Source organism: Mangrovivirga halotolerans, assembly GCF_026241165.1.
Taxonomy (GTDB): domain Bacteria; phylum Bacteroidota; class Bacteroidia; order Cytophagales; family Cyclobacteriaceae; genus Mangrovivirga; species Mangrovivirga halotolerans.
Genome location: NZ_JAPFQN010000002.1, coordinates 199,968 through 220,227, shown reverse-complemented (window position 1 = coordinate 220,227; position 20,260 = coordinate 199,968). Strand labels below are relative to the sequence as shown.

General features: G+C 38.6%; 18 protein-coding genes. 14 read left to right on the top strand and 4 right to left on the bottom strand.

Going from position 1 to position 20,260, the window contains the following annotated elements:
* From OO013_RS02185 to ftsZ, 9 genes are all read left to right on the top strand, one after another.
* The gene (locus OO013_RS02185; protein WP_266054942.1) at positions 1–1,464 is read left to right on the top strand and encodes a UDP-N-acetylmuramoyl-L-alanyl-D-glutamate--2,6-diaminopimelate ligase; all 1,464 of its coding nucleotides are present in this window, start codon (positions 1–3) and stop codon (positions 1,462–1,464) included.
* Between the two features lie 5 nt (positions 1,465–1,469).
* A complete protein-coding gene (gene mraY, locus OO013_RS02180; protein ID WP_266054941.1) occupies positions 1,470–2,693 on the top strand; it encodes a phospho-N-acetylmuramoyl-pentapeptide-transferase in 1,224 nt (407 codons plus the stop codon).
* Positions 2,694–2,702: 9 nt separating this feature from the next.
* Positions 2,703–4,058, top strand: a complete 1,356-nt coding sequence (gene murD, locus OO013_RS02175; protein ID WP_266054940.1) for a UDP-N-acetylmuramoyl-L-alanine--D-glutamate ligase — start codon at positions 2,703–2,705, stop codon at positions 4,056–4,058.
* The gene (locus OO013_RS02170; RefSeq protein ID WP_266054939.1) at positions 4,051–5,217 is read left to right on the top strand and encodes an FtsW/RodA/SpoVE family cell cycle protein; all 1,167 of its coding nucleotides are present in this window, start codon (positions 4,051–4,053) and stop codon (positions 5,215–5,217) included. Before murD ends, OO013_RS02170 begins: the two co-directional genes overlap by 8 nt.
* On the top strand, positions 5,217–6,335 hold the full coding sequence (murG, locus tag OO013_RS02165) for an undecaprenyldiphospho-muramoylpentapeptide beta-N-acetylglucosaminyltransferase (protein ID WP_266054938.1): 1,119 nt from the start codon (positions 5,217–5,219) through the stop codon (positions 6,333–6,335). The genes OO013_RS02170 and murG overlap by 1 nt, the downstream gene beginning before the upstream one ends.
* On the top strand, positions 6,332–7,726 hold the full coding sequence (gene murC / locus OO013_RS02160) for a UDP-N-acetylmuramate--L-alanine ligase (protein ID WP_266054937.1): 1,395 nt from the start codon (positions 6,332–6,334) through the stop codon (positions 7,724–7,726). The genes murG and murC overlap by 4 nt, the downstream gene beginning before the upstream one ends.
* On the top strand, positions 7,723–8,490 hold the full coding sequence (locus OO013_RS02155) for a cell division protein FtsQ/DivIB (RefSeq protein WP_266054936.1): 768 nt from the start codon (positions 7,723–7,725) through the stop codon (positions 8,488–8,490). The genes murC and OO013_RS02155 overlap by 4 nt, the downstream gene beginning before the upstream one ends.
* A 33-nt stretch (positions 8,491–8,523) precedes the next feature.
* Positions 8,524–9,828 carry a cell division protein FtsA gene (gene ftsA, locus OO013_RS02150; protein ID WP_266054935.1) on the top strand — a complete coding sequence of 435 codons (1,305 nt, stop codon included), beginning with the start codon at positions 8,524–8,526 and terminating at the stop codon, positions 9,826–9,828.
* A gap of 75 nt (positions 9,829–9,903) precedes the next feature.
* Positions 9,904–11,442 (top strand): cell division protein FtsZ, encoded by a 1,539-nt coding sequence (ftsZ, locus tag OO013_RS02145; RefSeq protein ID WP_266054934.1) that lies wholly within the window; start codon positions 9,904–9,906, stop codon positions 11,440–11,442.
* Between the two features lie 388 nt (positions 11,443–11,830).
* Here the strand turns inward: ftsZ and OO013_RS02140 are convergent, their stop codons facing one another.
* Both OO013_RS02140 and OO013_RS02135 read right to left on the bottom strand, forming a co-directional pair.
* Positions 11,831–12,373: an NADPH-dependent FMN reductase gene (locus OO013_RS02140; protein ID WP_266054933.1), complete on the bottom strand. Its 543-nt coding sequence runs from the start codon at positions 12,371–12,373 to the stop codon at positions 11,831–11,833.
* A 69-nt stretch (positions 12,374–12,442) separates the two neighbouring features.
* A complete protein-coding gene (locus OO013_RS02135) occupies positions 12,443–13,015 on the bottom strand; it encodes a thioredoxin family protein (protein ID WP_266054932.1) in 573 nt (190 codons plus the stop codon).
* 152 nt (positions 13,016–13,167) lie between these two features.
* Between OO013_RS02135 and OO013_RS02130 the strand changes: the two genes are divergently transcribed.
* Positions 13,168–13,992, top strand: a complete 825-nt coding sequence (locus OO013_RS02130; protein WP_439651813.1) for a purine-nucleoside phosphorylase — start codon at positions 13,168–13,170, stop codon at positions 13,990–13,992.
* On the opposite strand, the gene OO013_RS02125 is transcribed toward OO013_RS02130, so the two are convergent.
* Both OO013_RS02125 and OO013_RS02120 read right to left on the bottom strand, forming a co-directional pair.
* Positions 13,989–14,726, bottom strand: coding sequence for a GIN domain-containing protein (locus OO013_RS02125; protein ID WP_266054931.1), 738 nt, complete (start codon positions 14,724–14,726; stop codon positions 13,989–13,991). The genes OO013_RS02130 and OO013_RS02125 overlap by 4 nt on opposite strands.
* Positions 14,723–15,832, bottom strand: a complete 1,110-nt coding sequence (locus OO013_RS02120; RefSeq protein ID WP_266054930.1) for an acyloxyacyl hydrolase — start codon at positions 15,830–15,832, stop codon at positions 14,723–14,725. The genes OO013_RS02125 and OO013_RS02120 overlap by 4 nt, the downstream gene beginning before the upstream one ends.
* Positions 15,833–15,960: 128 nt before the next feature.
* Between OO013_RS02120 and gldA the strand changes: the two genes are divergently transcribed.
* From gldA to OO013_RS02100, 4 genes are read left to right on the top strand one after another with little or no spacing between them, the layout of a single operon-like run.
* Positions 15,961–16,881 carry a gliding motility-associated ABC transporter ATP-binding subunit GldA gene (gene gldA, locus OO013_RS02115; RefSeq protein ID WP_266054929.1) on the top strand — a complete coding sequence of 307 codons (921 nt, stop codon included), beginning with the start codon at positions 15,961–15,963 and terminating at the stop codon, positions 16,879–16,881.
* 3 nt (positions 16,882–16,884) lie between these two features.
* Positions 16,885–17,613 (top strand): gliding motility-associated ABC transporter permease subunit GldF, encoded by a 729-nt coding sequence (gene gldF / locus OO013_RS02110; RefSeq protein ID WP_266054928.1) that lies wholly within the window; start codon positions 16,885–16,887, stop codon positions 17,611–17,613.
* Positions 17,607–19,301: a gliding motility-associated ABC transporter substrate-binding protein GldG gene (gene gldG / locus OO013_RS02105; protein WP_266054927.1), complete on the top strand. Its 1,695-nt coding sequence runs from the start codon at positions 17,607–17,609 to the stop codon at positions 19,299–19,301. Before gldF ends, gldG begins: the two co-directional genes overlap by 7 nt.
* Positions 19,288–20,256 (top strand): DUF4340 domain-containing protein, encoded by a 969-nt coding sequence (locus OO013_RS02100; protein ID WP_266054926.1) that lies wholly within the window; start codon positions 19,288–19,290, stop codon positions 20,254–20,256. Before gldG ends, OO013_RS02100 begins: the two co-directional genes overlap by 14 nt.
* Positions 20,257–20,260 lie beyond the last annotated feature (4 nt).

Genomic DNA, 20,260 nt, shown 5'->3' with positions numbered 1-20,260 from the left:
GTGAATAAATTAAGCGACATATTATATAAAGTTTCTATCAGGCAGGTGAAAGGCGAAACAGGCATGTCTGTCAGTGCTCTGGAAATCGATTCAAGGGCCGTGAAGCCTGACAGTTGCTTTGTCGCGATTAAAGGAACTGTGGCAGATGGGCATGATTACATAGACAATGCGGTAGAAAAGGGTGCAAAAGCTATTGTTTGTGAAACATTGCCAGATAAACTTTTTGATCACATTACCTACGTTGCTGTAGAGAATACCGCTGTTGCCCTGGGCACAATGGCCTCTAATTTTTACGGCAATCCGTCTGCCAGGCTGAAGCTTGTTGGTATAACCGGTACTAATGGCAAAACTACCGTGGCTACTATGCTGTACAGGTTATTTCAATCTCTTGGCCATAAATGTGGATTGATCTCTACTGTTGAGAACAGGATCGATCAAAAAGTGATCCCATCAACGCATACAACTCCTGATGCGATCAGTTTGAATAGACTCTTAGCAGATATGGTTTCAGAGGGTTGTTCATTTGCTTTTATGGAAGTGAGTTCTCATGCACTTGCTCAACACAGGGTAGCAGGTGTTGATTTTGCCGGTGGTGTTTTTACCAATATCAGTCATGATCACCTGGACTATCATAAAACATTCGATTCTTATATCGAAGCTAAAAAGTTGCTTTTTGACGGGTTGAGGCAAGATGCTTTTTCCCTGGTAAATATTGATGACAAGAGAGGGCGAGTAATGGTTCAGAACACTCGTTCTTCAGTAAATACATATGGACTACGTCAGCTTGCTGATTATAAAGCGAAAATGATCAGCAATACACTGCAAGGCATGGAATTACAAATCCATGATCAGCATGTATGGTTTAAGCTGATCGGAAAGTTTAATGCTTATAATTTATTGGCTGTATATGCAGTAGCGGTTCTTTTAGATGAGGATCCTACTGAAGTACTTTCGGCAATGTCCGAGCTTAATGGTGCTCCGGGCAGATTCGAACTGGTGATTTCACCGAAAGGAATTACCGGAATAGTCGATTATGCACATACACCTGATGCACTGGAAAATGTTCTGGAAACAATTGCAGACTTAAGAACAGGCAATGAACAAGTAATAACTGTAGTAGGGGCCGGAGGAAACAGGGATACAACAAAAAGACCTGAAATGGCTTCAATAGCAGCCAGATTCAGTGACAGGGTGATCTTAACCAGTGATAATCCAAGATTTGAAGATCCGATGGCGATAATCAAAGATATGGAAAAAGGTCTCGGACCGACACAGGTTAAAAAGAAAGTAAGCCTGCCAGACAGGAAGGAAGCGATTCGTTTAGCAGTAAACTTTGCTGAACCTGGTGATATTATTCTTATCGCCGGAAAAGGACATGAAACCTATCAGGAAATCGAAGGGGTTAAACACGATTTTGATGATCGTGCAGTATTGAAGGATATGTTTGAATTAATGAATGACTGAATATAATGCTGTATTATTTATTTGATTATCTCGACCAACAATTTGACATGCTCGGAGCAGGAGTGTTTCAATATATTTCATTCCGGGCAGGTATGGCAGCATTACTATCGTTATTGATAACGATCATTTTTGGTAAGAGAATAATCTTATGGTTGCAAAGAAAACAAGTTGGTGAAACGGTTAGAGATCTTGGTCTGGAAGGACAGCTTCAAAAAGCAGGAACTCCTACTATGGGAGGTGTTATTATTGTTGCAGCGATTCTCCTGCCGGTTATCCTCTTTGCAAAACCTGATAATATTTACATTATCCTACTACTGGTTACAACTATTGTGATCGGAGCTATTGGGTTTCTTGATGATTACATAAAGGTATTTAAGAAAAATAAAGAGGGACTTAGAGGTAAGTTCAAAATGATCGGGCAGATCTCCCTGGGATTAATAGTAGGTCTTACTCTCTATTTTCATGAGGATGTTGTGATCAGGCAATTTGAAAAGGCTGATGAAAAAGATCAGATCGAGATAGTTGAGGCTACTCCTGAGTATGAGGATGTAAAATCAATGAAAACTACTTTCTACTTTTTGAAAAATAATGATTTTGATTATACCGAGTTGACCGAAGCTATTGGCTTACCCGAAGATCTGACCTGGTTGATCTATACTCTTATTGTAGTATTTATTGTGACTGCAGTTTCTAACGGGGTTAATATAACTGATGGAATTGATGGTCTGGCTGCAGGTACTTCTGCTATCGTAGGGCTTACACTGGCAATCTTAGCTTATGTGTCTGGTAATGCTGTGTTCAGCCAGTATCTGAATATTATGTACATACCCATGTCCAGTGAACTGGTGATATTCTGTGCCGCCTTTGTAGGAGCGTGTATTGGTTTCTTGTGGTACAACGCTTACCCGGCACAAGTATTCATGGGTGATACTGGTAGTTTATCACTCGGAGGAATTATCGCTGTGCTTGCACTTGCAATAAGAAAGGAGTGGTTAATACCGGTGCTATGTGGTGTATTTCTGATTGAGAATTTATCAGTAATTCTTCAGGTGAGCTATTTCAAATATACCAGGAAAAAATACGGTGAGGGGAGAAGGATCTTTTTGATGTCGCCACTTCACCATCATTATCAAAAGAAAAATTACGCAGAACCTAAAATAGTAACAAGATTTTGGATCGTGGGTATCCTGTTGGCGATCATATCGCTGGCTACCCTCAAACTGAGATAAGAAATATTAATGGCTGACAGAATAATCATATTAGGCGCTGGAGAAAGCGGAACAGGTGCAGCTTTGCTTGCTGAAAGCAAAGGCTTCGAAGTGTACCTTTCCGACAGTGGAGCTATTGCCTCTAAATATAAGGTGAAGCTCGATAAGGCCGGTATACATTATGAAGAAGGAGGCCATGATTATTCTAAATGGGTTGGAGCTGTTCTTATGGTAAAATCACCAGGTATTCCCCCACAGGCTGATCCGATTAAATGGTGTAAAAAGAATAATATTCCTGTAATCGGAGAAATCGAATGGGGTGCCAGGTTTACTAAAAAGCCAATAATTGGAATTACCGGAACTAATGGGAAGACTACAACAACCTTACTGACTCATCACCTGGTGAAATCTGGTGGACTTAATTATGCTCTAACCGGCAATGTTGGTAAAAGTTTTGCGGAGGCTGTAATCGATAACGAAAAATACGACGGATATGTAATTGAAGTGAGCAGTTTTCAGCTTGATGACACTGTTGAGTTTAAACCAAAAATTGCTGTGTTATTAAACGTTACTCCTGATCATTTAGACAGATATGAAAATAGCATGGAGCTGTATCTATCTTCAAAAATGAGGATTGTAGCTAACATGGATGAGAATGACCACTTCATAGCTAACATTTCTGATGAATATACCTCGAGAGGAGTAGAAAAGGTAAAAAATAAGGTTGGCTTGATCTCATTAGATATAAACAATAAGAAAGCGGCTGTTAATATCGGGGAAAATGAGATCAATTTTAATCTGGATAAAAGAAAGTTTACAGTGACAAGTGAGGAATTACCTGTTAAGGGGCCTCACAATATGATCAATGCCGGGGCAGCGATTGCAGCAGCAATCAAGTCAGGAGTATCCGAATCTGACATAAGAAAAGGATTGGATTCTTTTGAAAATGCACCTCACAGGCTTCAACTGGTGACTAAAATTAATGGAGCTTCTTATGTCAATGATAGTAAAGCCACCAATGTAGAAGCTGTTTACTATGCATTGAAAAGTTTTGAAGATCCGATTATCTGGATCGCCGGGGGAGTTGATAAAGGAAACGATTATGAAATGATTCTTCCCCTGGTCAAAGAAAAGGTCAAAGCCCTAATTTGCATGGGGACTGATAATAAAAAATTAATTGATGCTTTTAGTGACCATGTTAAAACATTTGATACAGGCTCACTTAAAAAAGCGATGGCAGTGGCTTATGCAGAGGCGACAACAGGAGACGTTGTTTTACTTTCTCCGGCTTGTGCAAGTTTTGACCTGTTCAAGAATTATGAAGACAGGGGAAACCAATTTATTGAGGCAATAAATAAATTAAAAGAGGAGGTGAGTGATGACTGAAAAGATCAGACTATGGACTCAGGAAAATCTAAAGGGTGATCCGATAATCTGGGGAGTAATGTTTGCCCTGGGGTTGATCAGTATTTTCGTGGTTTATTCTGCGACAAGCACGCTTGCTCACAGAAATCACTTTGGTAATACCGAATACTATCTGATCAGACATACTATCCTTGTATTTCTATCATTTTTTACTGCTTACCTGGCGCATAAAGTCGATTTCAGGTACTTCAGTTTGTTATCAAAACTGGCATTATGGATCAGTGTGCCATTATTGCTTTATGCGTGGTTGTTTGGAAATACGATTAACGCAGCAAGCCGTTGGATTACGATACCATTGATCAATCAGTCTTTTCAGCCTTCGGATTTGGCTAAAGTAGCCCTGATTGTTGCTCTTGCTTCGATGCTCAGTAAACGACAACTAAAAATTGAAAACGTAAAGATCACTTTGCTACCAATACTGATATGGATTTTTATTGTCTGCAGTTTGATAGCAATGACAAATATGAGTACAGCAATACTTCTGTTTCTCACTTGCATGCTCTTGATGTTTATCGGACGAGTTCCTGTTAAATATCTGGCGATGCTTGTATTGATTGGAGCTATTGCTGGTACAGCGGCATTCACCATAGGACAGAGGGGAGAAACAGTGGTAAGCAGGGTGGAAGCCTTTCTGGATGATGATCACATAGGTTATCAGGAAAAGCATGCTAAACTGGCTATCGCATCCGGAGGTACTATCGGTAAGGGTCCCGGGAAAAGTGATGGAAGAAATTTTCTTCCTTCAGCATATGCTGACTTTATCTATGCGATCATTCTTGAGGAATACGGAGTAATAGGCGGTGTAGCAGTATTGATATTATACCTGGTGCTTCTGGTCCGGGGGATGCGTATGGTTGCGAATAGTGAAAAGGCATATGAAGGATTGCTCAGTGCCGGAATATCATTTTCGCTGGTGCTACAAGCGATGGTGAATATGGGTGTAGCTGTTGGTCTGGGTCCCGTGACAGGATTACCGTTACCATTTGTAAGTATGGGTGGTACCAGTTTGTTATTTACAGGTTTGGCATTTGGTATAATGCTCAGCGTAAGTAGAGGGCCGCAAGTTTCGCTTAATGAAGGAAAAGTTAAACAAGGAAAAAATTTTGCTAAAGCAGCTTAATGAGTAATAAAGGACCATATCGAATAATCATTAGCGGTGGAGGTACCGGAGGGCACATTTATCCAGCTATTGCCATCGCAGAGGAGATCAAGAAGCGTCATGAAGATGCAAAGATTCTCTTTGTCGGAGCCAAGGGGAAAATGGAAATGCAAAAGGTTCCTGAGGCCGGTTTTGAGATAAAGGGTCTTTGGATAAGTGGTATACAAAGAAAAGCTTCTGTCAGAAACCTTCTTTTCCCCGTGAAATTGATGAAGAGTCTGATCGATGCTCGTCGCATTATTAAAGCATTTAAGCCGGATGCTGCTGTTGGAGTAGGTGGCTATGCGGCAGGTCCATTGCTGTATGTGGCAGCCAAAAGAAAAATACCTACTCTGATCCAGGAGCAAAATAGCTTTGCAGGCTTAACTAATAAATGGCTCGCAAAAAGTGTTGATGTGATTTGTGTGGCATATAAAAATATGGGAAGATTCTTTCCACCTCATAAGATCAAACTTACCGGAAACCCGGTCAGGGCAGAAATTGCTGAAAATATGCCAGCGAAGTCTGAAGCCGCTGAACATTTCGGGTTCGATGCAAACAAGCCAATATTGCTGATTCTGGGGGGAAGCCTGGGAGCTAGAAGTATTAATGAAGGAGTGCTTAAAAATCTTAAAAAGTGGACACGAGAAGGAATTCAGGTGTTCTGGCAATGTGGTAAATTCTATCACGAGGAGATGCAGCACCGCGTAGATAAGATTTTAGGATTAGATAAATCAATGGTGAAAGTAACACCTTTCATTAAAGAAATGAATAAGGCCTATGCTTTGGCTGATTTGGTGGTAAGTCGGGCTGGAGCGCTTTCAGTTTCTGAATTATGTCTGGTTGGCCGTCCGGTAATATTTATTCCTTCACCACATGTTGCTGAAGACCATCAAACTAAAAATGCTCAGGCATTAGAAGAACATGGAGCAGCAATTTGTCTGAAGGATTCAGAACAAAGTGAAAAATTAGGTGACCTGGTTTCAGAGGTCATCACCGATGAAGATAAAAAATCAACATTAGCAAGTGCTATCAAGAAGATGGCTCTGCCAAATGCGACAAAAGATATTGTAAACGAATTAGAGAAATTATATAAGTGAAAATAGCGGATTACGATAACGTATATTTCCTTGGGATCGGAGGCATTGGAATGAGTGCCCTGGCTCGCTGGTTTGTCGATAGAGACAAAGCGGTAGCTGGTTACGATCGCACATCTTCAACTCTGACGGATAAATTATCCAATGAAGGGATGGAAATACATTTTGAGGATAATCCGAATTACATCCCGGCTAAGTTCAGAGATCCTGAAGCTACCCTGGTTATTTATACTCCTGCAATCCCTAAAAAACACGATGAGTTTGATTTCTTCAAAACGAGTGGGTTTACGATTTATAAGAGGTCAGAGGTATTAGGGATGATCACTAAAGATCATAAGACTTTAGCAGTGGCAGGAACTCATGGGAAGACAACGACAAGTATAATGCTTGCTCACCTTTTATATCATGCAGATTTGAATATGGAAGGATTGCTGGGAGGTATTGCTACTAATTATAATTCTAATTTATTGCTCAATCGCAAGGATGAAGAACCAATAATCGTGGTTGAAGCCGATGAGTTTGACAGAACTTTTCTTCGATTGCACCCTACTTCAGCTATAATCACAAATATGGATGCTGATCATTTGGATATTTATGGGCAGCATGAGGAGTTGGTGAAATCGTTTAAAGAATTCATTGAATTAATTCCAAAAGGACAAAAGCTTTATTACCACAATTCACTTAAGAATCAGCTGGATGCCCTGATTAAGGAAAGAGGATTAGTTGGAATCAGCTACGGAATCGATGAGGGAGATATAAAGGCCAAAAATATAAGAGTTGAAGAAAATGCTTTTGTTTTCGACATGTCTTACGAGCCTGAGAATTTGTTTTTTGGAGGCCTAGTTCTTCACCAGCCTGGTTTTCATAATGTGCTAAACGCCATAGCCGCATCAGCTATAGCACTTGATAACGGTTTGGAAAAGGAGGATTTGTTCAGTGGACTGGAAAGTTACAAGGGAGTAAAAAGAAGGTTTGAATATATCAGTATTACGGATAAGGCAGTTTATATCGATGATTATGCTCATCACCCTACTGAAATAACCTCACTTATTGATTCTGTAAGGAAATTATACCCCGATAAAAAAATGACGGTAATATTTCAGCCTCATTTATACACCAGGACAAGAGATTTTGCAGATGGATTTGCCGAATCACTGGATAAGGCTGACGATGTTATTCTGATGCCGATTTATCCTGCAAGAGAAGAACCTATTGAAGGAGTTGATTCGGAAATGATTCTGAATAAAATGAAGAATGAGAATAAGATAGTGATCGACAGAGAAGATTTGATCGCTTTATTAAAAGCCCGTGAACCTGAATTGCTTTTAACAGTTGGAGCGGGAGATATAGATAGAGAAGTAGTGAGAATTAAAAATATGCTCGAAGCATCGTGAAGAAGTTTTTAAATAAAATATCGATCCATACACCTGTGAAGGTAGCAATTCTGGCAGTAGTCTTTGTGGCTCTGGCTGGTTTTGCCGGTAACAGGTACCATACCCGGACTTGCTCAGAAATCAATGTCAGGTTAAAGGGTATAGAGGATAATTATTTTATCAATGAAGAAGATGTGGTATCGGCTCTGACATACAATGGAGTGCCTTTATCTGGAAATAGCTTTGAAAATATCAACCTTAAAGATCTTGAAAAGAAGATCCTGAAACAACAATACATCAAAACAGCAGAAGTGTTCCGCGGACTTGGAGGAAATCTTGTTGTTGAAGCAGAACTGGTAAAGCCGGTAGCCAGATTAGTTCAGAATATGGCAGCCGATGCTTACATAGGTATTGATGGCAGGATCATTCCGACTTCAGATCGATATACACCAAGAATGATGATCATAACAGGCGATTATGTAAAAAGTATAATTACCGGAAAACTTACCGAACAACCTGGTAATCCGATAATGAACCTTATCAAAAAGATCGAAGAGGATGAGTTTTTGAAAGCTCAGATTGCTCAGATAGACATTGATAAGAAGGGCAATGTAATTCTTTATCAGCAGGTAGGGAAGCAACGGATCGAATTGGGTAAGCCCGTCGATCTGGATAAAAAATTAAAAAAGCTGGAAGTGTTCTATAGTGAAATTCTACCTCGAAAAGGCTGGAATCATTATGACAGAGTTAACCTGGCTTATGAAGATCAAATTATTTGTGAATAGAAAAACAGACACCACCATAAATTATACAGTATCATGGAATACGAAAAAATAGTTGTAGGCTTGGATATTGGAACCACCAAGATCGCAGCCATTGTAGGAAAGAAAAATCAACACGGAAAACTGGACGTTCTCGGAATGGGACAGGCTGTTTCTGATGGCGTAGTCAGAGGAGTAGTTAATAATATTGATAAGACCGTTGCTGCCATCCAAAAGGCAATCAGAGAAGCTGAAGAGCAGTCTGGTATTGATATCAATGTTGTAAATGTAGGAATTGCCGGCCAACATATCAGAAGTTCTATGCACCATCATAGCATAACCAGAATTTCTGATGATGATGAAATCACGGTTGAGGATGTAAATCGACTGACCAATGAGATTTACCGTATTATGATGCCTGCTGGAAGTGAGATCATTCACGTAATGCCTCAGGATTATATGGTTGACTACGAGGAGGGAATTCTTGATCCTGTTGGAATGGCAGGAACTAAGCTCGAGGCTAATTTCCATGTAATCACAGCTAAGACCAACGATATTAAAAATATTCACAAGTGTGTTAAAAGAGCAGGACTAGAGGTTGAAAATCTGATACTGGAGCCACTTGCATCCAGCTTGTCAGCACTTAGTGATGAAGAAAAAGAGGCTGGTGTTTGCCTTATCGATATCGGAGGTGGTACTACTGATATTGCGATTTTCCATGATAATATAATAAGACATACCGCTGTGGTTCCTTTTGGCGGAGATATAATCACATCTGATATAAAGCAGGGGTGTAGCGTAATGCAAAATCAAGCTGAGTTGCTTAAAACCAAATTTGGTCGTGCAATAGCAGAAGAGGCAAGTCCAAATGAGATAATCAGTATACCCGGTCTCAGAAACAGGCCTCCAAAAGAGATCTCTATAAAAAATCTTGCTTTCATTATAGAAGCAAGAATGGAAGAGATCATCGAATATGTACACAGCGAAATCATCGCTTCAGGATATGATGATAAGCTTGCAGCCGGATTAGTGGTCACTGGTGGTGGATCACAATTATTAGGCATTAAACAATTGTTTGAATATATGACTGGCAAAGATGTCCGTGTCGGATTCCCGAACGAACATCTAGGCAAGAGCAAAATAAATATTGTGAAGAGCCCGATGTATGCAACGGGTGTCGGATTGGTATTGACCGGATTCAGATCGCTGGACGAGCGTGAAGAAAGATATAAAGCATATCCAGCCAACCGTGAAGCAGGAAATGAGAACACCAGTAAACCTAATGGTGGTGACTTTTTCAAAAAGATCATCAACAAGACCAAAGGATTACTGATCGATGATATCGATAACACTAATTATTAATTATTTAAAAGAACTAACTAACCGTCCCGGGTCACGCCGGACGGCACTATAACCACAATTTAAACCGTAGAAATTATGTCAGACAACGGATTTACTTTTGATATCCCCGAACATCAAAAATCGATCATAAAAGTGATCGGTGTTGGGGGAGGTGGTAGCAATGCTGTTAACCACATGTACAATCAGGGAATTAAAGATGTTGAATTTGTCGTCGTAAATACAGATTCACAGGCGTTAAAGGCCAGTCCGGTACCCTATAGGCTTCAGATCGGAACCCACCTGACTGAAGGACTGGGAGCAGGAGCTAATCCTGAGATCGGAAAAAACGCTGCTATCGAGAGCAAAGAAGAAATTAGAGAGCTTCTTGGCGACGGAACAAAAATGGTATTTGTCACTGCCGGAATGGGTGGTGGTACAGGTACTGGTGCTGCTCCGCAAATCGCCAGGATAGCAAAAGACATGGATATCCTTACAGTAGGTATCGTCACTGCGCCTTTTGGATTTGAGGGCAAAAAGAAAATGGCTGCTGCAGAAGCAGGAATAAAAGATTTAAAAGAATGCTGCGATACAGTTATCGTCATTCTTAATGATAAACTGAGAGAGATCTTTGGTAATCTGGCTATCAGGGAAGCATTTGGTCGGGCAGACAATGTTTTGACAACTGCTGCTAAAGGTATCGCTGAAATAATTACTGTTCCGGGATATGTCAACGTCGACTTCCAGGATGTTAATACAGTGATGAAAAACAGTGGTGCTGCAGTAATGGGATCAGCCCAGACTGAAGGCGAGAACAGGGCCCTGAAGGCTGCAGAACTGGCGATCAGCTCTCCTTTATTAAATAACCGTGACATCCACGGTGCTGAAAAGATTCTTCTTTCAATCATCTCCGGAGAAGAAGCTGAACTGCAAATGGATGAATTGACTGAGATTACTGAGTACATCCAGGAAGTAGCTGGAGATGAAGCAGAAGTGATTTTTGGTCATGGCATTGACCCTGATCTGGGCACAGCATTGAGAGTGACGCTTATCGCTACTGGTTTTGATGCTCCAAGCACAATCAAGGAAAATGTCGAATCAACAAACTCGAAGAAGGTCTTCGACTTGGAATCAAACAGGCAAATTAAATTATTCGGAGAGAACAACGATTCAAAATCATCAAAGAAAAATGATAAGCTTGATAACGGCCCGTCCCAATCAAGTCAATTCATTGCAAGAGATCAGGAAGAAGAGGATAAAGCCAACAACCTCTTCGACCTGGATGATGATTTTGAGGTTGTCGATGATGAGGAAGTCCAAAACAAAGAAGAATCTACTGAAAGTAATGACAGTGGAGAGGTTAAAAGGACTTTTGTATTTAGTGAGATCGAAATGAAAAAGCAAAAGCTCCAGGAACAGGCAATGGAGCGAAAGCAAAAATTAAACAATTATAACAGTACTCCTGAAAAACGTGATGAGGAATACAAAGAGAAATTCAAGGTGCCGGCTTATTTAAGAAAAAAAGTGGACTTGAAAGAATCTCAGCATTCTTCAGAACGAAACATGAGTAAGTATAATTTAAACGATGATAATGAGATCCTGGGGAACAACAAGTATCTGCATGATAATGTAGACTAATCCCGAAGGTCGCGAATATATAATCATTCATAGTCCCGGAATATGTCCGGAACTAAAAATAATATGTAGTTATGGTGGTGTAGAAAGAACATGGACCGCCACTTTTGCGTCGAGATTGATATTTATTTTTTCCATAGCCTTATTTTTTTTGACGATGGTCTGTGTTCTTTTTTAATAAATCTCTGACTACAAAATTATTTTTTATTTACGGTTAGTTAGGTGGTAAATACCGGCCTCACTTTTTGCAGGACGATGGCTTACAATTCTTTGCGGGCCGGTATTTTTTTTCTAACCATTAAGACTTGGTTAGTTAGGTAGAATGCCGGAATTTTTTGCGGTTCCCCTGGTCCGGGAAAGGCTTTAGTGCTCCGCTTCCGGCATTTCTTTTTTAAAATTTGAGAAATGCTTCTACTTGCTCGTCAATTAGTTGTTTATATAAGTCATTAAGTACTTCTTCGCCATCAAAATGCTTATGGATAAAAGAAAGCTTTGGCTTATGGGCTAACACATGGGTACCACAATAGTTAAAAATATCTGTTAGATGACTCAATGCCAAACCTGCACCCTGCACTCCTGAAGAAAGGCCCACCAAAGCACATTTCTTATTTGAGAAAGTATCAGGATATTGCATACCATCAATGAAAGCCTTTAAAACACCAGGAAATGAACCATTATATTCAGGAACAATAAATATAAATTTGGTTGTATTTAACATCCGTTCTCTGAACTTATTAAAAACTTCATGCTTACCCGCATTTTCATAAAGTGCCGAAAAAACAAAATCATCCGGAAGATCATCCAGTGAAATCACAGGAGCTTCAATTCCTTTTTCGCTGAGACAAGTTTGATAATAGGCAGCAAGCTTTGGACTTACCGCATCTTTTCGGTTTGTACCACTTATTATTGTATAGATCTCTTTATTATTATCCATAAAAAATGAAACTTCATGATCCATCGTCAATACAACGGATATTGTTAATAATTATTCTCAGTATTTATTCTATGATGGCTGATTCCCTTCTTTCCATTTAATATTACATCCCATGCTTGGGTGTTGAACTGCAGGAATGTCATCACCATCTAAAACGGCTTCCAAAACCTCAATAAGATCTTTTCCTGTGACTGGAATATCATTTCCGGGTCTCGATTCATCAAATCTGCCTCTGTAAATACACTGCATATTTTCATCGAATACAGAAAAATCAGGAGTACATGCAGCGTCGTATGCTTTGGCTACTTCCTGAGTCTCATCATATAAATAAGGGAAAGGAAATTCCAGGGCATTTGCTAATTGTTTCATATTTTCCGGAGAATCATCAGGATAGTTGGTAATATCATTTGAACTGATCGCGATGAAATTTATACCCTCATTTTCATATTTTTCAGCAACTTCAACAAGTTTTTTCCTGATGTGAATCACATAAGGACAGTGATTGCAGATGAACATTACTACAGTGGCTTTAGCACCTCTGAGATCATTTAAAGTAAATGTTTTTCCGGAAACTGTGTCAGGTAAATTAAAATCAGGGGCCTGGTACCCGAGTGGTATATCTTTTGTTGGTGTTAGTGACATATTTTTATTTTTAATATTTATACCGTAAAAACGGCTGATTAGTTTACTTTAATTCAAAATTATAGATTATCGTAAAGGATTGCATTTAAGGATGGAATAAATTAACCTTAAGTTTCAATTTACTTATTGACAAAATCAGAAAAATAATACCCGTGGCAAACTCTATACTCGATCAACTCAATGAATCTTTAGCAGTAATTAAAGAATTAGATATTGAAAAACCTGAATATGGTATAATCCTGGGTACCGGCTTAGGTAAATTAGTAGAAAAAGTTGATATCAAACAGACGATATCTTATGAGTCGATCCCGCATTTTCCTGTTTCTACTGTCGAATCTCATTCCGGACGATTAATTTTTGGTAGAATAAAAAATAAGCCTGTCGTCATAATGCAGGGGCGATTTCATTATTACGAAGGGTACTCAATGGAGCAGGTGACTTATGGAGTCAGGGTAATGAAATTGCTCGGGATTAATAAACTTATAATCAGTAATGCAGCCGGTGGTTTAAATAATGATTATGAAAAAAGTGATCTGATGATTATTGAAGATCACATCAATTTATTTCCGGAAAATCCCTTAAGAGGTAAAAATGAAGATAGTCTTGGTCCGAGATTTCCTGATATGTATGAACCATATGATAAGAATATGATCAGGATGGCAATGGAGTTTGGGAGAGATGAAAAGGTAAGAATTCATAAAGGGGTATATGCCGGTGTTCAGGGACCAAATCTTGAAACTCCTGCAGAATATAAGTTTCTAAGAATAATTGGAGCAGATGCAGTTGGAATGTCTTCTATACCTGAGAATATTGTAGCTATTCATATGGGGCTCCCGGTTTTTGCCATATCTGTAATCACGGATCTATGTACACCCGAAAAATTGAAACCAGTATCTATTCCTGAAATAATTTCAGCTGCTGAAACCGCTGAACCAGCTATGACCAGAATAATTATCCGGCTGATCGAAGAATTTTAGTTTTTAAAAATAAGTTTGCCACCACTAATTTCTTCAACTTCCACCAATGGAGGACGTTGAAGTGATATAACATCGCCAAATCCGGTTATTACACCGGTAATGCTTTCTGTGGGGTTAATTTTGACATCGTTTTTTCCACCATAGACTAAATCTACTTTTTTGCTTTGAAGGGTAGAAGCGTCAAACTGTCCAAAATTGTTTCTGTACTGAAAGTGAAGAGAATCCGCATTTCCGGATAAACTAACATTTGAAAAACTATTGTTATAGATTGATACTGCTCCTACAGTAGCAAACTGTAAATTAATATCACCCATTCCATCATCGATTTCCAGGTCAAATGTATTTATAGGTTCGACTGTTTGTAGTTCTAAATTGCCATACCCCCTGTAGTATATTTTGACATCAGCTGGAATTGGTAAATGGATCATTGTTCTTACCGGTGACCTGACCCAGGAACACGTGTTGCTGTCTTTTATATAAAGTGTATCTCTGTAAATATTCGTTTCTATTTTATGCAATAAGTTTTCAGGACCTTCAACTGTTATCGTTTCAGTTTGAGAGTCTGAAAACCGAATGTCAACACCGGTTTCTATGATAATATGCGAAAAAGTACTTATTGGTCTTTCTTCAATAGCATGCCCGCCTGCTTTTTTAAAGCAACCAAATGAATCCTGGTCGTTGCATGAAACAACCAGTAATAAGATTGTAGGCAGTATGTAAATCAATTTCTTCATAATCCTGCAAATATTCCCAATTCTATATTTTCCGCATTTCCTAAATGACTTCGCAATGCAAAATGAAATCCCATGAAGTCAGTAAGTTGATATCTTGCAGAATATCTTTGATAAAATAACTGTCCTGGATGAGCCTCATTATACAGGTAATACCCAAGCTGAAATAAGGCTCCAAACCGGCCAAAGCTAACTTCATATCCACCTGTCATACCCACACGACGAAAGTCAGGAGGTGTGTCGTTAATAAATGCAGGGTGGCGACTAAGGTCTTTTTTCAAGGCCAGGTTGTGAAAATAATCTAATCCTACTGCCCATTTTCCACGGTTTTGTAAAATAGGGTAGTAAAGAAATAAAAAATTGTAGAAAGGCTCTCTTTCGTTTACATCAAAGGAAGCTTCCTGTTGCATACCCCCAGAAGCAGTTAAGGTGTATTTTAAGTTTTTAGGACCTTGATCCTCCAGAGTAGGCACTTCTGACAAATCTGGTTTTGATGTGAAAGGTGTGTACCTCGCTCCAAGACCACCATTTATAATGTTTATCCCTTTATTGGGCTTAGTAAATGACCCATTACTTGCATGATAAATACCAATATTCAGGAAAGTAGCCCAATTATCTGTGACTTCATATGCAAATGAAAGATCCCCACGGATAACTGTATTTATATGTGATCCAAGCAATACATTTTTATTGTTGGTTTCCATGTCAAAAGGCTTGTCATTATAACTGACGCCAATTCCTGTAGCAAAATCAATCTGAAATCTTTCCTTTTTCAGAATTGGAAATTGTAAGGTAGTGGAAAGCCCAAACAGATTGCCAAGATATTGCTGGTTGAGATCAAAGTAATTAAATGAAAATTTGAAAGTAGGATAATTGTGCTCCTTTTCCCATTTTCTATAACCGTAGGTATGTTTAATAAGATGGAAAGCAAAACCATTGGGGCGGGCATCACGGGAAATAATACCTACCTCGGGTCCATGCTTCATAATAAACCCACGATTTAATTCAGCTACATAAGAATATCTGTAGGGAGATTTTTCCCCCTGGGCAGATGTTAAAAAATGTGAACCCAAAAACAGGGTAAAAACAGCTAAAAGCCTGATATTCATTGAAATGTAAATCTTTAAGAGCCTCAAAATTACCCATTGCAAGTGTATTAGACAATAGAAAAGGGCTGACAAATTAAAAATCTATTAAATTAGAAGATAATTTTCATAGTTTTGCATCAAATCCTGCTATGTCAATCAGCGTAAAAAACATATCAAAAATATACGGAGAACAGCATGCGGTTAAAGATTTATCTTTTGAAGTAGCCAAAGGAGAGATCCTCGGATTTCTTGGACCAAACGGCGCTGGTAAATCTACAACCATGAAAATTCTTTCCGGCTATATTCCTCCTTCTAAAGGTGAGGCATTTGTCTGTGGTCACAATGTAGAAAAAGAACCTTTGTCCGTTCAGAAAAAAATCGGCTATCTTCCTGAACATAATCCAATGTATTTGGAAATGTATGTTCATGAATTTTTGAGGTTTTGCGGTAAACTACAAGGACTTAAGGGAAAAGAATTAAAACAGCAAGTAGAAAAAATGGTATCTCTTTGTGGATTGACAAGAGAGCAAAACAAACAAATTGGAGCTTTATCAAAAGGATACAGACAGCGTGTAGGATTGGCTAAATCACTTTTACACGATCCTGAGGTATTGATACTGGATGAACCAACCAGTGGACTCGACCCCAATCAGATCGTTGAGATACGCAATGTGATCAAAGAAGCTTCTAAAGATAAGGCCGTAATTTTTTCTACCCATATTATGCAGGAGGTGCAAGCATTATGTGATCGGGTTGTTGTTATAAATTTAGGCTCGAAAGTAGCTGATAAAACTGTTGAGGGGTTAGGGCGCGAAATATTTAAGGAAAAAGTAGTGATCATAGAGTTTTTAGAGGATACCGATGAGGCAATGTTCGAACAAATCAATGGGGTTGAATCTGTGAAAATGATCAATCCAAAGAAATTTCTGATTAGCAGTAATGAAAATATTGATATCCGGCCTGCTCTATCTGCTTTTGCAGCTAATAACTCATTAACAGTGGTTGGATTACAACAGGAAGAAAAATCTCTCGAAGAAGTGTTTCATAAATTAACAGGAGGAGGGAATTAGATCATGTGGACAGTTTTTATAAAAGAACTAAATACATTTTTTAACTCTCTGATCGCATACCTGGTCATCGGTGTTTTTCTCACAGCGGTGGGCTTACTGGTCTGGGTATTTCCGGATACTTCGGTTTTGAATTATGGTTATGCAGATCTGGAAACTCTTTTCGGATTTAGCCCTTACGTATTTATGTTCCTTATTCCGGCAATAACCATGAGGATGTTTGCTGAAGAAAAAAAGGCGGGAACTATGGAATTACTATTTACTAACCCGGTCAGCGATACTGGATTGATCGCCGGAAAGTTTCTGTCCTCGGTAGTCATCATTTTACTCGCTGTATTACCGACTTTAGTATATTATTATTCTCTTGTTGAATTAGGACAACCGGAAGGAAATATTGATGGTGCTGCTGTAACAGGATCATATATTGGTTTATTACTTCTGGGAGGAGTTTTTGCTGCTATCGGGATCATGTCAAGTGCTATTACTATAAACCAGATCACAGCATTTATAATAGCTGTTTTTCTCTGCTTTATACTTTATACCGGACTTTCATCATTGGCTCAGGTAGATGTGTGGGGTAGCTACTCATTATTACTTACTCAACTAAGCCTCAGTTATCATTATGAAGCTTTGGGTAAAGGATTAATAGATTCAAGAAATGTGATTTATCTTCTGTCAGTTATAATTATTATGCTGGCTATTACTAAAACCGTATTATCATCGAGAAAATGGTAAATCAAAAGAAATTAGCTGCGATATTGAATCTTACCATAATCGTTCTTATGGTAATTATACTGAACCAGCTGGCTTTCAGGTATTTTACTCGTATAGATCTAACGGAAGATAAAAGGTATACAATAAAAGAACCAACCAGAGAACTACTGAAAGAACTAGATGATGTAGTTTATGTGGAGGTGTATCTTGAAGGTGAACTTCCTGCAGGATTTGAACGGTTTAAGAAAAGTATCAGGGAAACATTAAATAGCTTCCAGGTATATGCCGGAAGAAATATTCAATATAATTTTATTAATCCTTCAAGTGCTGCATCTACACAGGCACGAAATGCTTTTTACAGAAGGTTAGTTGAAAAGGGGATTCAACCCACGAATCTTTTTGATACTGAAAATGGAAACAGAGTTGAAAAGCTGATATTTCCCGGAGCCTTGATCTCATATGGAGGTACAGAAGTGGGAGTCAATCTGCTTAAAGGTTCTGGTGGGCAGACAGCAGATCAAAAATTAAATACTTCAATAGAAAATGTTGAATATGAGTTGGCCTCAGGAATTAAGCAGGCATTAGGTCTTGAAAGACCAAAAATTGGCTTACTGAAGGGACATGATGAGGCTGATTCAGTTTATATCGCAGGGGTTACTAATTTAATGGCGGAGCGGTATGATGTGGTAGATGTTGATATATCTGAGGTTCAGAATTTGTCAGGGTATGATGCAATTCTTGATATTCAACCTAAATCGGCATTTTCAGATCTCGATCTGTATAAATTAGATCAATACCTTGTTAAAGGTGGAAATATTTTAATGTTTGTTGACCCCGTAAATGTAAATATAGATAGTGCAGGTAACGGGCAAGGTGGAACCGTAGCAGTTCCGATAGATCTGAATTTAACTCCTTTCTTATTTAAACACGGGCTGAGAATAAATGCTAACCTGGTTCAGGATCTGAATGCGGGTACTTACCCTGTCGTAGTAGGAAACTTTGGAGAAGATCCACAGATAAAACCTTTACAGTGGCCTTTCTTCCCTCTATTTAATAATTATACAGACCATGAAATTGTAAAAGGCCTGGGTGTATCTCTGGGTAAATTTGTCAGTACTGTTGATACCGTGTTATCACAGGGAATCAAAAAAAGATATTTAATCTACACGAGTCAGTATTCAAGGGCATTGAATACTCCATTACCAGTGGATATCAATGATATGCGTGATATTGTAGAGGAAAATTTCGTGAACCAAAGGCCTTTACCGGTAGCAGCATTAAATGAAGGTAATTTTACTTCAATGTATGCAAACAGATTCTTACCAGCAGGAGCTGATAAAGAAACTTTTGCTACTAGCGGTGAAAAGGGAAAGCTTTTGGCTATGGGTGATGGTGATTACCTGATCAATGATATAGGAATCAGGCAAAACAGGCCTTTACCAGTGGGGTTTGATCAGTTTACTCAGACACAATATGCGAATGGCGAATTTTTAATGAATGCTTTAAGCTATATGATCAATGACCAGGGAATCATACTTGCTAAAAATAAAGAAATTGAGATCAGACCATTGGATAAAATTCAGATACAGGAAGAAAAAACTTTCTGGCAGGCTATAAACTTAATATTGCCACTGGTTTTACTTATTTTGTTTGGAGTAATAAAAGCGTTTATCAGAAAGAAAAAATATACCGGTTTTGGGAATAATTAGTAACGCAAATAAAGTCAGAATAGGTATCGTCGCTGTTTTAGTGTTGACGATAGTTTTGTTGCCGGGAATTACTGACAGCGGAAAGAATCTTGAAGTATCCGAGAATATCTTTGCAGTAAGTGATACCTCAGGCATCGATATGATAGTTTTAAATTCGGGTAAGGGTGAAATCATTATTAAAAACAGAAGCGGTGAATGGTATGCTGGAAATACTGAAATAGATGATGCGCTCAGACAGGTTTTATTAGCTGTAATCAATAAAGTAAATGTTAAAAGACAGATTCCTGATTCCCAGGCAGAAGAAGCGATGAAGCAACTTCAAGAAAATGGAATTCAAGTGTCTGTTTTTAAAGGGGATAATAAGGTTAAAGAGTTTATTGCGGGAGGAAATGAAAACAGAACAATTTCCTATATGGCTCAACCTGATTATTCAGAAATTTATATCGTAAATATTCCTGGGTATCAGGATTATGTAACCGGTATATTTGGTTTAGACAGGTTAGCATGGAAATCGAAGGCTTTTTATAAAGGCGATCCAAGAACCCTTAAATCATTCGCTATTATTAATAATGAAGGAGATACCGCTGTAAAAATTAAAGGCAGTGGTGTTTATTTTTCAGTTAAAGACCTGAATGGAAAATTAGACTCTACGAGGATGGATCAGTACCTTGGTGCATTATTTAACTTACGTGTTGATACTCACTTGAATCCGGAAAATTATCCCGAGTATGCTTCTTTTATCGAAAATAATAATCCTGCCTTTAGTTATATAATTGATGACATTTCTTATGAGTCCCCTCGAATAATTGACTTTTATCCTGTGCCTCAACGTCAGGGATTTTATTTTACCCAAATGGGTGAAGATCTTGCAATTTTCAGGCAAAATGATGTGGAACAATTAATTGTTCCCGCAGAATTTTTTCGAAAAGAAAATAGTAATCAATCCTTATTCTAAATTC